Below are 15,210 nucleotides of genomic sequence, written 5' to 3'. Positions count from 1 at the left end.
CCATCCGGCAGGGCAGTTCCTCCATTGTCGGTATCAAAGGTATCCGCCAATCCATCGGAATCGGTATCCGTGACGGAGTCTGCCATCCCATTGTTATCCGCATCTGTTCCGCCGGCTTCAACAATATCATAGATACTGTCCCCGTCGGAATCGAGATCCAGGTAGTTGGCCAGGCCGTCCCCATCGGTATCCGAAAGACCCTCTGCCGAATCAAGAACGCCGTCGTTATCACTGTCCACGTCGATCCTGTTCTCCAGTCCGTCCCCATCCTGATCACCATCCGGCAGGGCAGTGCCTCCGTTGTCGGCATCGAATAGATCGGCCCAACCGTCATTGTCTGTATCAGTAACGGAGTCTACCATGCCGTCCTCATCCGAATCCGTTCCTCCCGCTTCAATGAGATCGTAGATGCCATCACCGTCCGAATCGAGGTCTACGTAGTCGGCCAGTCCATCCCCATCGGTGTCCACAGCGCCTTCATCGGCATCAAGTAGCCCATCGCCATCAGAGTCCACGTCCAGGTAGTTGCCCAAACCATCGCCGTCCGTGTCCGTAGCTCCTTCTACTGCATCCGAGATGCCATCATTATCACTGTCCGGGTCGATTCTGTTCTCCAGTCCGTCACCATCCTGATCGCCATCCGGCAGGGCTGTGCCACCATTGTCGGCATCGAAGGTATCGGCCCAGCCATCATTGTCGGTATCGGTAGCCGAATCCACCATGCCGTCATTATCCGCATCCGTTCCTCCCGCTTCAACGATGTCGAAGATACCATCGCCGTCGGAGTCAGGATCCAAGCGGTTAGGGATACCATCGCCATCGGTGTCAGCATCGCCTTCATCAGTATCCAGCACCCCGTCATTATCATCATCCACGTCGCATGGGTCTAGAATACCATCATTATCTGTATCTGGACCATAAACAACCTCCTTTGTTACTTCAGTGGTATAAACATAATCCTGACATACACTTCGTCTTGCACCTCTTCTGTACCTTGTAGATTGACTGATAAAAAGAGGTGTGTAATTTTCAGAATTTGCTCCAATAATATCCTCCCAAGTACCAATTGTATTAGATTGCCACTGATATTCGAGACCATCTCCAGTTCCACCGCTCGGTAGTGTGATGTTGCTGATACTTTGTGGTTGATAAGGACCGCAAATACTTTCATCACCCTCGATTGAACCGGCATCGCTGAAATTAACTGCAACGAATTTTGTTACGGCATCAGTATAAATAAACGAAGAACAAACATTCGTTTTTGCCCCTCTCCTATACTGTGTAGTTTCAGTAATTGCACCCGGATCGTAAGATGCACTGTTTGCACCAGGAATAACAATCCAATCACTGGTGGTTCTAAATTCCCATTGGTATTGCGGAACACCACCTGTGCCTCCAGTAGGTGCGGTAATGGTATTGATCAAACTAGGATCGTATGCCCCACATTGAATCTCATCAGTTCCTATCGATCCCGGATTGTCAAAATTATCCGAATTATCAACTGTCTTCGTGACGGGATCAGAATATAGGAATGGTGAACACGGACTTCTTCGTGCACCGCGTCTATATTGGGTAGTTTCCGATATTAAGCCCGGGTCATAGGTGGGACCGTTTGCACCGCCAATATCAGACCAACCACCAGTAGTTCGGAATTGCCATTGGTATTGTGTGGTTCCACCTACACCACCACTTGGATTAGCTATATTGCTAATTAACGATGGATCATACACCCCGCAATTGCTCTGATTTCCTAATATACTTCCTGCATTGGTGAAATTTTGGATAACAGTTTTGGTGACGGTATTCGAGTAATAAAAATTTGAACAAGAACTCCTACGTGCACCACGCCTATATTGAGTAGTCTCAGTTATTGTTCCCGGGTCATAGGTGGCTCCAGTTGCACCACTAATATTCGACCAGCCACCAGTAGTTCGGAATTGCCACTGGTATTGCGTTGTACCTCCAGAACCTCCACTTGGATTGCCAGTATTACTGATCCCCGATGGATTGAATGCACCACAGCTACTTTGATCACCTGCAATGCTTCCTCCATTTGTGAAGTTTTGGATGACAGTTTTGGTAACTGTATTAGAATAAACAAAATTTGAACAGGAGCTTATTCGTGCACCACGCCTATATTGTGTAGTCTGAGAGATTGTTCCCGGGTCATAAGTGGCACCAGTTGCACCGCTAATATTCGACCAGCCACCGGTGGTTCGAAACTGCCATTGGAATTGTGTAGTCCCACCAAACCCCCCACTTGGATTAGAAGTATTATTTATTCCCGTTGGATCGTATGAACCACAATTGGTCTGATCTCCTGAAATACTTCCTGCATTCGTGAAATTCTGAGTAACAGTTTTGGTGACGATGTTAGAATAAACGAATGAACACGTATTATCTCTTCGCACACCACGCCTATATTGAGTAGTCTGGGATATTGTGCCTGGGTCATAAGTGGCACCAGTTGCACCGCCAATAGCAGTCCAGTTACCTGTAGTTCTAAATTCCCATTGGTAGAATGGCCTACCTCCTGAACCGCCACTTGGATCGGCAGTATTACTAATTCCTGATGGGTCGTAGGCACCACAGACACTTTGATCTCCTGCAATGCTTCCCGCATTGGTAAAGTTATTAACTACACTCTTTGTTACTATATTCGAATATAGGAAAGTAGAACAACCACTTCTCCGCACACCACGCCTGTATTCGGTAGTCTGCGATATGGTACCGGGATCATAGTTAAAGTCAGTTGCTCCGGGAATATCAGACCAGTCACGACCAGTTCGGGATTGCCATTGAATTTGAATACTTCCAACTCCTCCACTTGGAGTCGCAGAATTAGTTATCAAAAAAGGGTTAAACGCTCCACAGCTATCCTGATCTCCTGAAATGATTCCTGGATTGGTAATGTTTAAACAGTTTGCATAAAGTGCAAATTCTCTAAATTGAAATACACTATTATTCGACCTTACTTGTCTAATTACTAATTCAACATACTTAATATTTTGCTTTAAACCGCCAAAACTGATTTGTTGATAGGGGTTACCAGTTCCCAATCCATTGGTGCCCGCTGCAACTGAATTGCCGGGATAATTTGCAATATTAACATTATTGGCATCGTATAGCCTGACATTATATAGGGCAATGTGATGATTTGGCTCGGTACCGAAATCATGCCAAATCCTAAACCCATCAGCATCGACGGGAGTGTTATATGTCATCCGAAATATTAGATTGGGACTTACACTCCAAGCCGAACCATCGACGTTGACGGTGGCTTGAGTACCCAAAAAATTCGAAAAAGTACCACCACCTCCAGTTAACGAACCATCTATTAAAAGGTTCATTGAAGCTTGGTTTGCAGGATAGATTGTAACATTCGACACTGTTCCGGTTCTGGTATCTGGTGTAGGTCCCTGAATTCGCGAAATTTGATTTGGCCGTAAAGAGGTGGCTCCATAATCTGTATTGGATTGGGCATGGAGCGTAATTGAAGTAGAAATCAAAGTATAAAAAAATATAACGACAGTCTTAATGTTAAGAAATTTGTTTGCCGTTAAATTAAAAGATGAGTTCATACAGTTTAGAAATCTTTGTCCTTGAGATTTTTAGAATAGGTTAGTCTTTAGTGAATATATTTTCAGCCAAAATGGTATGATAAATAAGACGGGAGAAAAACAGCACTATTAACAGAAACTAATATTATTATTAAAAGTAAAAGAGTGTTTTAACTGATTGATATTTAATAGCTTAATAAGCTTTTCTCTGAAATTTTTTAAAAAATTAGAAAGAGTTTTATCATATACTTTACCTTGTGTAGTTATTTTAAAACATAAGGCAGTAGAATCAATTGTACCCTCCACATAAGACCCAGTATTAATTTGGTGATCAGTATCAGGTAGGCCATTCCTTTCATCCTCTAGAACAGTTATACTTCCAATACCATGGCTGGCAAGAGATTCATTACTTTTCTTTTCTAAATAATAGAAAAAAGGATGTGCTATCATTATAAAAAAGGCTTTACTAATCCATTTACCAAGCTTGTTATAACCAGTGGACGACTTGTAATATTGATTGCTTTTTGGGCTTACGGCAAATACCAAAACTTCGGATCTACTACCACATGAATTCAAGAAACTGAGAAAGCCAAGGTCTAACCTTTCAGAAGTAGTTTCTTTACTATTATTATGTTGAATTAGCATTAACCAAACAACCTGAGGGATATTAGGCAGATAATTTACCATAACAAGCAAGGGAAGAACTATCCTTATTAAATAAACAATCAGAACAATGACTGAATCAAAAAACCCAATAGAATAAATATAATGCTTCATCAAAGGATTAGTTTATTCTATATCGGATAATCACTATACCTGAACCGCCGTTACCGCCAGGAGCATTACCCGAACCACCAGTAAATAATCCACCACCTCCGCCTCCGCCAGTGTTAGGTTCAGCGTGTCGACCAACTCCGGTAGTACCACCCCGGCCAGCACCTCCACCTCCAATCCCTCCCGGACCAGAGATATTCCCACCTATATCCACATTACCCGCTCCACCACCTCCACCGGCTCTAAATACACCCTGACCAGTGATGTAAGACTGAAGACCAACACCTCCAGATCCACCCTGTGTACTGCTGATAGCGTTTCGGCCAACTGATCCTGCACCTCCACCACCAGCGCCGGCAGAAGTTGAGGCATTACTGCTGTAAGAACCTATATCATCACCTCCACGGAACCCTTGACCAGAAGTTCCATTTCCAAAAGTCAATCCTTGTCCATTCTCACCAGCTCCACCACCGGATCCCCCTGATGAAGCCTGACCAGTCCAAGTTCCTCCTCCCCCTCCTCCAATGGAGGTAAGCCCGAATGCCGAAGAATTACCCCCTCTTGCACCAACATTCCAAACAACTTGACCACCTATACCACCAGCTCCGACTACGATAGGATAAGTCCCTGTTGATAGAGCTAACGGAGCCTCAGCGCTCGCTCCTCCACCTGATGATTCACCTTGAACTGATGACCGATATCCACCGGCGCCACCACCGCCACCTGCAATGGAAGTACCTCCACCAACACCACCACCTCCTCCTCCTCCAATGATGAGATATTCAATTTCTAAAGGAATGTAAGACGTAAACTCACTGCTACCTACTGTCGTAAACTTGTGTACCCGATAAGTAATGCCCGCTTCACCATTTGTCCCATCCGCAACATATTCATACACCTCATCACCACCGGAAGCAATAGGATAAACTACAGCTGTAGCCTCAGCTCCAAATCCACAATCATTATAAGCTGCTACTCGGATATCAGCTGGCGCAGACCCAACAATTAATGTCACATCATTGGTACCCTGACCACTCAGTATTTGCCAATCCTGTGGAACCATCCATCGGAAACTCCCGGATCCAGTCACCTTGTAATTAACAATCTGCCCTGGTAAAACCAGTACAGGCGACTTACCATCCGAAGTATCAAATACAGGTGCAGCAGCATTATTCAAACATTCGGCGGAACGGACACCACGAATACCCCGATGACTATTTCTAAGCAGCGAGAAATTGCTCGCTAACTCCCTATCTGAAACCCTGTGCGAGATTAAAGGATAAATACCATCAGCGCCACGCAAGCCAAGACCCAACTCATCGTTACTGACTTCACCTGTCCCAGCATTCATACCGGGCCAGTTCGTCACATTAGCATTACCGCTCACGCTAAGCCGCCCATCACCATGAGTACCAGTATAAGCCCTTCCATTGACGTGACCAACACTTACCGTACGTTCAAAGAGATTACCGGAAAGATCCATAATACCCCAATAACTTGCGCCTGATTGAACACGGGAACTACTTGCACGGGAAAAGGCACCAACTCTGAGTGGGCCTTGAACACCTGACTGATTAGCAGCTGCAATGTTGGCCGTACTATTGGAGGGGAGTTCATTGATTGCACCACTATTTGAAATTCCCGTAGCAGGGACTGCCACTGTACTTCCCCAGGCATATTCATTTGCTACAGGAACTCGCACACCACGGGCAGCCTTTTCATATTCAAGCTCTGTCATGGGACGGAGACCAGCCCAGTCCAAGTATGCAGCCCCATCAATCCAGGTAATGAAATTACACGCAATCCACTCACCATCATTGCTCTCATCAAAAACTGAATTATTATTGAGGTTACAGCCATAGACCGCAGGGGTCAGAGAAGCAGCAATTCCAGTCGTTTTTATCTGAATTCCGTTTCTATTTGTATTTACCAAGGCAGCAGTTCGACTGGCGGCACTAGGAAGACTTGTAGTTCGGCTACCTTGCTGTTCATAAGTAAGCGTATTGAGAAAATCCCGGTATTGTCCCTGCGACAGCTCATACTTCATACTATAAAATCCAGCATAGCCCTTAGGAAAAGTCTCCGGCAAAATTCTCGTAGTGGAATTATTAAAATCATCAAAAGAAACAAAAAATAAACCAAAATTATTACTATTTGCCAGATTACCATCGGCGGTACCGCCTAGTGTAAGTTCACCTTCTGAACTGATACGTAAAGGTGTATTGGCGGAACCGTTCCTGAAATGACCACGAATATCAGTTGTCGTGCCATCCCCCACATAAAATGCTCCCTGTGGTACATAGACCATCTCGATGGCGAAGACTTTGACACTGACAAGATGATTACCTAATACCCCATCTATTCCGTAATCCCAGCGAAGTTGTATTCCCGAGTAGTTGACATCTCCGATGCCTGGAACATCCCTGTGAATAAATATCCCTTTGCCATCATTCGTCACATCAATGGTAGTCCCTGCCACAGAAGTATGATTTGAGGATGAAGTATTAAGGGTGGCATGCTCCCAGATGCGTTTGCATTGGATCGATGCATTGCTCAGGCCGGGAACTGAACCGCTTACAGTGAAAGTGGTCGGACCTGTAATCGCAGTGATGACCGCTCCATAAGCAATATTTCCCGTACCGGAGGTCTTGACTACAGGCATTCCTACGCGCAAATTGGATGTACTGCTAACGGTGACTGTATTGCCACTGCTACTTACTCCTGAAAAGCTGGGATCAACAGTTCCTACTTGAAATTTCACAAAAACCCAAGCAGCATCCCAGTTGGAAGCCTCGGAGTTGATCCTCCATGAATTTTCCCAGGAAATGTCAAATTGAACCTTGGTAAAATCGTTAGCAAGATTCTGTCCCGTGACAGTAACATTCGAAACTTGGATGTTATTAGCATAGATATTCTCAGTAAAAAAATAGAAAATCAAAAGACAAAAAAAGATTAAAGATTCTCTAAATTTCATCAATTACCTAATTTATTGGGTTTTAAAGAGCGGAAATAAAACATAGAACTAAGGGACTATCAGTTAGTTGATTTATTCTTAAATAAGATATACATAAAAGATTCTATTGTCATATTGAAACCGGCAAGATACAGCTTCGCCACGTCAGTCACACAGACTTAGCAGCGAGTTGTTAGGGGTTTAATACAATGGCTTGGTTTTCAGATGTTTAGTTAGTCAAAGGAGCAATTGAATAACTAACTTATCAGAAAAGAAACCATGTGTATAGAAGACTAATATCAACTAATTTTCACCTATAACGCTATAGCGGGTACTTATAAATTAGCCCTGCTTCGTAAGGATATTAGATTATCTATTTCTCTTCTGAGTGCTAAATAAGAGTAAAAGAATTTTTATAAAAAATTAGAGTAAGAATTATAAATAAAGTGCGTCTTTTTATAAATAAATTGTATTTCAATTATTAGAAATCGCATCAATCCTATAAAATGTGTTCAGAACCGCTTAAATAACTGGAAAAGTTTTGAAGCCTAAACTTAGGAACAAAATGATCGAAGACTTAATTAAAAACGCACGACTTTCATCCAGTGGCCGTAAGCTACTGACCTCACAACAAAAAGCCTTTATTGTAGAAGATTGGGAAAGTTCTGGCTTATCTTGTCCTGAATATTGTCGCCGACACGGGCTGATCACAAGTCAGGTGTATAGTTGGCAGTCTCATACTTAATCAGGAGCCATTATGAGTATCAATATCAGGTTGATCTCCAATCCAAAGCCAAACTGGAAATAATAAGAAAAAAAACTAGGGCCTGAAAAAAGATCCAGGGGAACCTACTTTGGATTTGAATATCCTAAAGGATTAGTATTGGATAAAACCCGAAATAAGATTAACCCTTATCCAGAAAATTCAGATAAACATGAATTGGATTTAAATTAAGGAGAAAGGAAGCTTTTGCACCAAAAAGCTCCGAAGAAAAGAAAGCAACCATATTTAAAAAGAATAAAGAAATATTTAGAAAATTAAGTGGGAAATGTTTAGAAATAGTTTGTTCATTAAAAAAGTTTTGAAAAGTATGATTTCTGTTATTTTAGTGCTCTAAGCAAATGGGCATTCAAGGCAAAGAGATGGAATCATATAAGAAAAAAATTAATTTGGTTTTTTTGAAATAAAGTACCCTTAAAAAAGAAGAATTAACTCCAACCTATGAGCCCGGAATAATATTAAAGGTTTTCCTGATTAGAAAATCATTTATTTGCACTTAATCATTAAATTTTTGAAATAAATGGAATCTAAAGACCTTCATTCACCTGATAAAGAGTGATTTATATTTTTTCCGATCTTTTAATACTGTTGTGGTTCCATAGACGGAAGCATGCAAAGGATTATTTACATGATTAACCTTTAACCTAGTTTTATTTTCAAGTCGCTGCTTGATACCTCTCAGTAAAGCTCCTCCTCCACTAAGGTAGATTCCTTTAATATGAAAGTCAGCAGCAAGCTCTGGCGGAGAATTCTCTAGCACTTTAATTATGGCCTCTTCTATACGAGATGTGGACTTATCCAAAGCCAAAGCAACATCAACAGAACCTATTTGAATGGATCTGGGAATCCCAGTAAAAAGATCCTTACCTACGATCCGAAGCTTACTATTTTCCTCTTCAGAATCAGGAATTACTGCACCAATTTTTATTTTTATGGCTTCAGCAGTACGATCACCAATAAGCAGATTAAATTCTTTTTTGATGAAATCGATAATATCTTGATTAAAAGAATTACCCGCAGTCCGAATAGAAAAATCATAAACAATACCTCCTAATGAAATAATAGCGATTTCAGTAATCCCACCTCCTATATGAACAATCATCAATCCTTCAGGAGAAAGCACATCTAATCCTGAACCTATTGCAACAGCCATGGGTCGAAACATCATCAATACTTCCCCTGCACCAGAATTAGAGCCGACATCAATTATTGCTCTTTTTTCTACTTCAGTAATATTACTAGGAACGCAAAAAAGCATTGAAAAATTGTTTAAAAATAGTTTATTCTCTAATTTCTTTATTTGACTAACGAAAGACTTTATCATAATTTCAGCCATAGAAAAATCAGCAATTACCCCACTTTTTAATGGAAAGCTTATCTTAACTTTAGATGAATCAGTCTTTTCATGAAGCAGCATGGCTTGATTACCAACCGCCAATACTTGATTACTTTTGGCTTGGACGGCTACAATAGAAGGCTCATTAATAAGCATTTGATCTCCAGATGCAATAAGTGTATTGCAAGTACCTAAATTAATACCGAAGGACTTTGAATTTCTAAACTTGAAAAGCATTTTAGAATTAATTTATTGTTTACATTTTTTAAATTGATAACCTGAGATGATGGTTTAGCAGATACAAAGAGAAACTGATTTACAATAAATAATACAAAAGAAAAAAGCAACAAGAAAGAACGTTGAATACAATATAATAAAATAAGTCATTATTGATTTAATTATATAGGAAATCTTCCGTAGCCATATAACGAACATAGAATTCTAAATACCATTTAACAAACACATTAATACCATCAAGCATATTGTTTTCATTATAAGTTGATTTTGCATGTTCAGCCGTAGATAAATCAGAAAATATTTTTTTATTAAGAACATTAGGTGAATCTATAAAATTTCTAATAGATTTTTTTCCGAGACTAGTTTCAACCAAGGCTAAAAAGTCAATTAATCTCATAGGTACATTATTTCCACCATTAAATATATTAAAAGGAGAATCAAATTTTAGAGTACTATAAACATTGGATTTCTTTTCGAAAGATTCAATTGGTGGATTAAATGTCAATTGAATAATATCTCGGACTACTTCATCAATATAACAAAAATTGAGCACAATATTTCCCTGACAAATCAATTCAACCGGTCTATCCTTTATAATTGACTCGGTAAATTTAAAAATTACAGAATCAGATTGAGACCATGCTCCAAAAACAGAAGAAAAACGAATGCAAGTAGTAGGAACTTTAAATACAGATGAATAATAGTAAGCCATGATTTCATTTTCTCTATTATAGTAATTTAAATCTCCTTTAGTATTTAGAACCTTATCTAACTCCAAAAGTTGATTATTATTAAATAATCCAAATAAATCAACCGTACTTGAGAAGACAAAATGTTTAACATTTGAATGTCTACAAGCTTCAAGAATATTTAGAAATTCATGAGAATTGAATCGATTAATCTGAAACAAATCTTTAACTGCCTGAAAAGATATGTTATTATCATTCAAATGAATTACATAATCAAATTGTTCTCGAATAATAAAGGAAAATATAAAATCAAATTTGGAAAGATTTAATTCCATGAACTGATAATTCCGGAAAAATATACTTTTACATAAGGAGTTAGAAGAAATTTTTTCCAGAACTATTCCCTGAAATTCCAAACGCATTTTTTTTAATTCCAAATCATTTGTATCATTCAACAGATCAATTCCAACAACAGAATTTTGAGAAGATTTAAGCAAACTTTGAACAACATGAAAACCAATAAACCCAGCAGAACCAATTACAAGAAATTTAGACATATAAATACATAAATATTATTTTATTAAGCATTAAAGCACGATCTTAGCAAAGTATGTATAGCCAGTATATACAAACTTTATTAAGCAGATTATAATATAATTAACCAGACAAAAGCTACAAGATATATAAATCATAAGTAGACATCAACTACATAATCGCCAAGAGGTAAAGGAAGTCTTGAGGAAAAGCTGAGTAAGGAATCGATATCTAACTGAGTAATTAGTAGGACTATTTTCAAAGTGTATAACATTTGATCAAATTTTCTCTTATTCATAATTTTGTTTTTCTAAGTTTAAAATTTTTAGAGAAATTTGAGGTAAAAACAAAATAAACTGAACAAAAATGTAAATCAAGTCCAAGCTAATCAAAATAACAAACCAAATAATATGTAAGAATTAAAAGAAATCGCAGATGATTTACATTTATATGCAATTAATTATAACCAAAAAATATTTAAATAGGAATTTTATAAATTGTCCAAACATTATAAGGACATGGAACGGTTTTAACATTTAGATTATTTCCTGGAGTCCTCAAAATTTTGGCAATTCACTTATGTCCAAGATAATTGAAATAATTAAATATGAAGTACAAATCCCATAACATGTATTTTGACATTGATCTTACAATTCCTTTCCTACTTCCTATGAATAGTCAAGCAGTCGTTTTAAATATGGACATGTCCTCCCATAATCCAGTTACAATTTCCTCTAAAATAAGATTGATTGATTCCCAAAATAATCCATGGAAAAAAGATGCTGGTAAAGAATTAGACGCTATAGAATTTGAAGGCGGAAGATTGATAATAAAGATCAGTGAAATAAAAAAAATGCAAAAAAATTTCAATTATAATAAGGAGGGTCTAGAAATTTTAAAAATAAATCACATCTCAAAATCAAAAAAAAATATTGACAAAGAATTTTTTATACTTCCGCTATTCGATGAAGAAGAACAAGATTATGTACTAATAATTTCGCAAACTGAAAATGATAAAACAATAACAAATGCTTTACAAAAAATAAAACAACAATTAATTGAGAAAAAGGATACAATTGAATCATACAACGCATTAATTCAAAAATATGACCGAGCTGTCATAGAAATAAATTCAAATCTATTAATAGAGAATTTTAACACCAAAGCTAAAGAGCTATTTACCGATATAAAACTATTTCAGGACTTCTTGGGATTATGGGGTATAGAGAATAAAAAACAAATAATAAATTACCTTGAAAATATAAGTTCCAATCAAAACCTGACATTCTATATCTTTGAAAAAATAAACAATCATAATACTAAACTAAGAATAACTCTTACAAATATTAGTACAGAAACAAAATTCAATTTTTTGACAATCATAGAAAATATGAATCAGATTTTTGATCTTGAAAAAGAGATCACAAAAAAAGAGCTATTATTACACCTAAATTATTCTATAGGTTTAAATCTTGAGGATCCAAATTCAAGATTTGTTCAGAATATTTTACAAAAAGTGGTAGAGACCTTTAATTTTAACGGCGCTTATTGGTTTTCATTATTACAAGAAAGAGAAAATGCTAACCTAATCTACCTATTACAAAATCAATCAGTTAATATTGACGATACCACCTTTGAAAATCATATTCAATATTTCAGTAAAATAAGAAAAAGATACATCAAAAGAATTGAAGTTGAGAAAATTTTTTCACAGTCAGTTTTAAGAAAACTAAATTCAACAAAATCAAAATATTTGATGGCTGTTCCAATATATGAAAAAAATGTAATAACGGGGGTAATGACTTATCTTTCTAATTTTAAAGAAATAGATATTGAATTCTATAATCACTTATATAGCATATCAATATTTTTAAACAAAATAATGAGATATAGGGGACACATCTAATTAAGGCATGAATAATTTTCAAATAATGAATAAAAAAATATTATTTATTGAAGATGATTTGGTTATCAGATTTACAACGAACAAACAACTTCAAAAGTGGGGCTTTGAAATAACAGTCAAAGAGGATGGATATCAAGCCTATGAATTCTTGATGAGCACTCCTACTTTGCCAGATTTAATCATAACTGACATAATGATGCCCAATATGAGTGGAATAGAACTAGCAAATTTCATCCGAGGAGAGAAACGCTTGAAAAATATTCCAATAATTGCTATTACGGCATTAAATGAAGAAGATTTATCTAAAGATGATCTTCCCATATTTGATTTAGTTATTACAAAACCGACATTTGCTCATGTCCTAAAACGCGAAATAACTCAAATCCTCAAATTGAATGATCTAGGTTTACAGGAAAAATATTAAGTTTCTTCCCTTCAATTAGTGAGAATTTAAGTCTAGGACACATGAAAAACACACAAATTCCACACAGGGCCTAATTGAACTTCAATGGGGGATAGTAGAGTCTACTCTTAGTGGGGGGAGGAGAAGGTGTAATTGGTTCGATTTTTAAGTAATAATTATAAAATTGGGCAGCATTTATGAAATGATCTTGGCGAAAGGTTGGATTTTTTCACAATATTTTTTTGGAAAAAGCAGGTATGACAAGGTGATAAAAATAATACTCTATGGAATATTTTAGCCTTGGACCAGCATGCTGGGCGGGCAAATCCCATCAAGCGCCAAATTGAACTTCAAGAAACCATAGTAGAATCTTCGCCTAGAGGGGGTGCCGGAATTACTGATCTTTCCCTGCTCGAGGATTAGAATACGGTCTAAGGTAATCGCCAAGGTAGACTGATGGGTGATCAGTAGCAGTCCGGCACCGGATTGGTGAAGGTAGTTTCGGATCAAGTCCATCACCGCACGCTCCATGCGGTAGTCCATGGCAGCCGTGGCTTCATCTAGGATCAGGATCTTGGGTTGCTTTACCAAGGCCCGAACCAAGCCGACGAGTTGTCGCTGTCCTCCGGAGAGATTCCTTCCTTCCTCTCCGCAGAGGGTGAGTAGACCTTGGTTTAGATCCTGAAAGAGTGGAAGACAGCCCAGTGCTTGCATGACTTGTACCTTGGCTTCGATTTCTTTGGGATCGCTGCTGAGGACGATGTTATCCAAGACGGTACTGTGAAAGATCTTTTCCTTCTGATGGACGACGGCCAGTTGTGCGCGCCATTCGGTAAGGGAGATATTTTCCTTGTTCAGAAAGGGTAATTGAATCTCTCCCGATTCAGGCTGGTAGAATTTTTGGATCAGATCCACTAGCGTGCTTTTGCCTGTTCCCACAGGAGCAAAAAGTCCCAGACTTTCGCCAGACCGAAGCTCAAAATGTTCTTAACCGCTTAAATAACTGGACCAGTTTTGTTGCCTAAACTTAGGAACAAAATGATCGAAGACTTAATTAAAAATAAAGTTTCAAGATCATGTAATTAGGAGCACTCTTTTGCAAGATCAAATTAAACAGTTTATTCTACGTAATCTTACCATTCCCATATCTCCTTGACTTATTGAAACAAAATAATTATGAACAAAGCTTGCAGGCTCTTGAACAAGCTCTCAGATTCTGATCATTGGGCTAAGAGTACTCGTATTTTTCTTTCACTGGGAAGAAAGCAGATGTAGATTTAATAATTATTTCCAAATAGGGAAATCAATAAATACCTCAAAAAAATAAAAGTAATTATTTGTAAATAAATTGTATTTTTATTAAAAATCTAAGTACCTGTTCTTTAAAACAAATATGGCATCCCAACTTTGAGATGCCTTAAATAATATAAAACCATTTTAGCATTTAACACATGAGCGAATTAAATAACAATCAATCAAATGTAAATTTAAGTAACACAACCGTTTTATCAAGAAATTGTATTTAATTGTAAATAATCTACACATTAATATCTCCGATACTATTCTAGACCGCTTTTTGTTCCTTCAGGAATCTATAAAAAGATCCAAGTTACATATCAAATTGCTCTGGATCTGGACTTTCTGGGCTTGGCTGCTTTTTGACCAGGCATTTCCCCTATCTCATCAGCCTTCTTCTGGATTTTGGAATTCTCCTTCAGGTCTTTTTTTTTATCATTGCTTAGCCCTTCTTTCTGATCCAAAGTACTGGACTTCTTGGCTTCCAAAATCTCTGAATTCTTTACTGAGTTCATACTGGCATCATACACGTTGATGGATTTAAACTTGGGATTCGCTTCCACGAACATAATCTCTTCCATTCCTTTACGCTCCATTACTACCGGATAGGTATTCCCTTTTTTCAGTGATTTGAGCATCCAGTCCGTTTTGGTTTCATCCTGTAATTCCTTGATTGGAAACTTCTGCAGGGACTCCTTCAGATCAAAGCCATACTTTTCATGGAATTGATTGACTGGGAAA

At 38.0% G+C, this 15,210-nt stretch carries 7 protein-coding genes and 3 pseudogenes; 3 read left to right on the top strand and 7 right to left on the bottom strand.

Features of this window, described 5'->3' with window-relative positions:
* From G457_RS0114765 to G457_RS23105, 3 genes and pseudogenes are all read right to left on the bottom strand, one after another.
* Positions 1 to 3,350: pseudogene (locus tag G457_RS0114765) on the bottom strand (hypothetical protein); the annotation flags it as partial.
* 339 nt (positions 3,351 to 3,689) lie between these two features.
* A complete protein-coding gene (locus G457_RS0114760; protein WP_026947157.1) occupies positions 3,690 to 4,337 on the bottom strand; it encodes a hypothetical protein in 648 nt (215 codons plus the stop codon).
* Positions 4,338 to 4,344: 7 nt separating this feature from the next.
* Positions 4,345 to 7,308, bottom strand: a complete 2,964-nt coding sequence (locus G457_RS23105; protein ID WP_051260844.1) for a glycine-rich domain-containing protein — start codon at positions 7,306 to 7,308, stop codon at positions 4,345 to 4,347.
* A 544-nt stretch (positions 7,309 to 7,852) separates the two neighbouring features.
* Here G457_RS23105 and tnpA point away from each other — a divergent pair.
* Positions 7,853 to 8,032, top strand: coding sequence for an IS66 family insertion sequence element accessory protein TnpA (tnpA, locus tag G457_RS23170; RefSeq protein ID WP_407637278.1), 180 nt, complete (start codon positions 7,853 to 7,855; stop codon positions 8,030 to 8,032).
* Positions 8,033 to 8,609: 577 nt separating this feature from the next.
* Here the strand turns inward: tnpA and mreB are convergent.
* Both mreB and G457_RS0114740 read right to left on the bottom strand, forming a co-directional pair.
* Positions 8,610 to 9,641 (bottom strand): rod shape-determining protein, encoded by a 1,032-nt coding sequence (gene mreB, locus G457_RS0114745; protein ID WP_035484071.1) that lies wholly within the window; start codon positions 9,639 to 9,641, stop codon positions 8,610 to 8,612.
* Between the two features lie 157 nt (positions 9,642 to 9,798).
* The gene (locus G457_RS0114740) at positions 9,799 to 10,887 is read right to left on the bottom strand and encodes an NAD-dependent epimerase/dehydratase family protein (protein WP_026947155.1); all 1,089 of its coding nucleotides are present in this window, start codon (positions 10,885 to 10,887) and stop codon (positions 9,799 to 9,801) included.
* 584 nt (positions 10,888 to 11,471) lie between these two features.
* On the opposite strand from G457_RS0114740, the gene G457_RS0114735 reads away from it, so the two are divergent.
* Both G457_RS0114735 and G457_RS21625 read left to right on the top strand, forming a co-directional pair.
* Positions 11,472 to 12,770: a hypothetical protein gene (locus G457_RS0114735; protein WP_155847172.1), complete on the top strand. Its 1,299-nt coding sequence runs from the start codon at positions 11,472 to 11,474 to the stop codon at positions 12,768 to 12,770.
* A 25-nt stretch (positions 12,771 to 12,795) separates the two neighbouring features.
* A complete protein-coding gene (locus tag G457_RS21625) occupies positions 12,796 to 13,194 on the top strand; it encodes a response regulator (protein ID WP_051260843.1) in 399 nt (132 codons plus the stop codon).
* A gap of 273 nt (positions 13,195 to 13,467) precedes the next feature.
* Here the strand turns inward: G457_RS21625 and G457_RS0114720 are convergent.
* A pseudogene (locus tag G457_RS0114720) lies at positions 13,468 to 14,142 on the bottom strand (ATP-binding cassette domain-containing protein); the annotation flags it as partial.
* A 647-nt stretch (positions 14,143 to 14,789) separates the two neighbouring features.
* A pseudogene (locus G457_RS22905) lies at positions 14,790 to 15,210 on the bottom strand (hypothetical protein); the annotation flags it as partial.

It is taken from the genome of Algoriphagus marincola DSM 16067, assembly GCF_000429405.1.
GTDB classification, from domain to species: Bacteria; Bacteroidota; Bacteroidia; order Cytophagales; family Cyclobacteriaceae; genus Algoriphagus; species Algoriphagus marincola.
The sequence above is the reverse complement of the archived record's forward strand: the minus strand, read 5'-3'. Positions and strand labels throughout refer to the sequence as shown.

Bases quoted from the DNA above. Each gene is read 5' to 3' on its own strand.
- G457_RS0114760 (WP_026947157.1), bottom strand. From the start codon at position 4,337: ATGAAGCATTATATTTATTCTATTGGGTTTTTTGATTCAGTCATTGTT.
- G457_RS23105 (WP_051260844.1), bottom strand. From the start codon at position 7,308: ATGAAATTTAGAGAATCTTTAATCTTTTTTTGTCTTTTGATTTTCTAT.
- tnpA (WP_407637278.1), top strand. From the start codon at position 7,853: ATGATCGAAGACTTAATTAAAAACGCACGACTTTCATCCAGTGGCCGT.
- mreB (WP_035484071.1), bottom strand. From the start codon at position 9,641: ATGCTTTTCAAGTTTAGAAATTCAAAGTCCTTCGGTATTAATTTAGGT.
- G457_RS0114740 (WP_026947155.1), bottom strand. From the start codon at position 10,887: ATGTCTAAATTTCTTGTAATTGGTTCTGCTGGGTTTATTGGTTTTCAT.
- G457_RS0114735 (WP_155847172.1), top strand. From the start codon at position 11,472: ATGAAGTACAAATCCCATAACATGTATTTTGACATTGATCTTACAATT.
- G457_RS21625 (WP_051260843.1), top strand. From the start codon at position 12,796: ATGAATAAAAAAATATTATTTATTGAAGATGATTTGGTTATCAGATTT.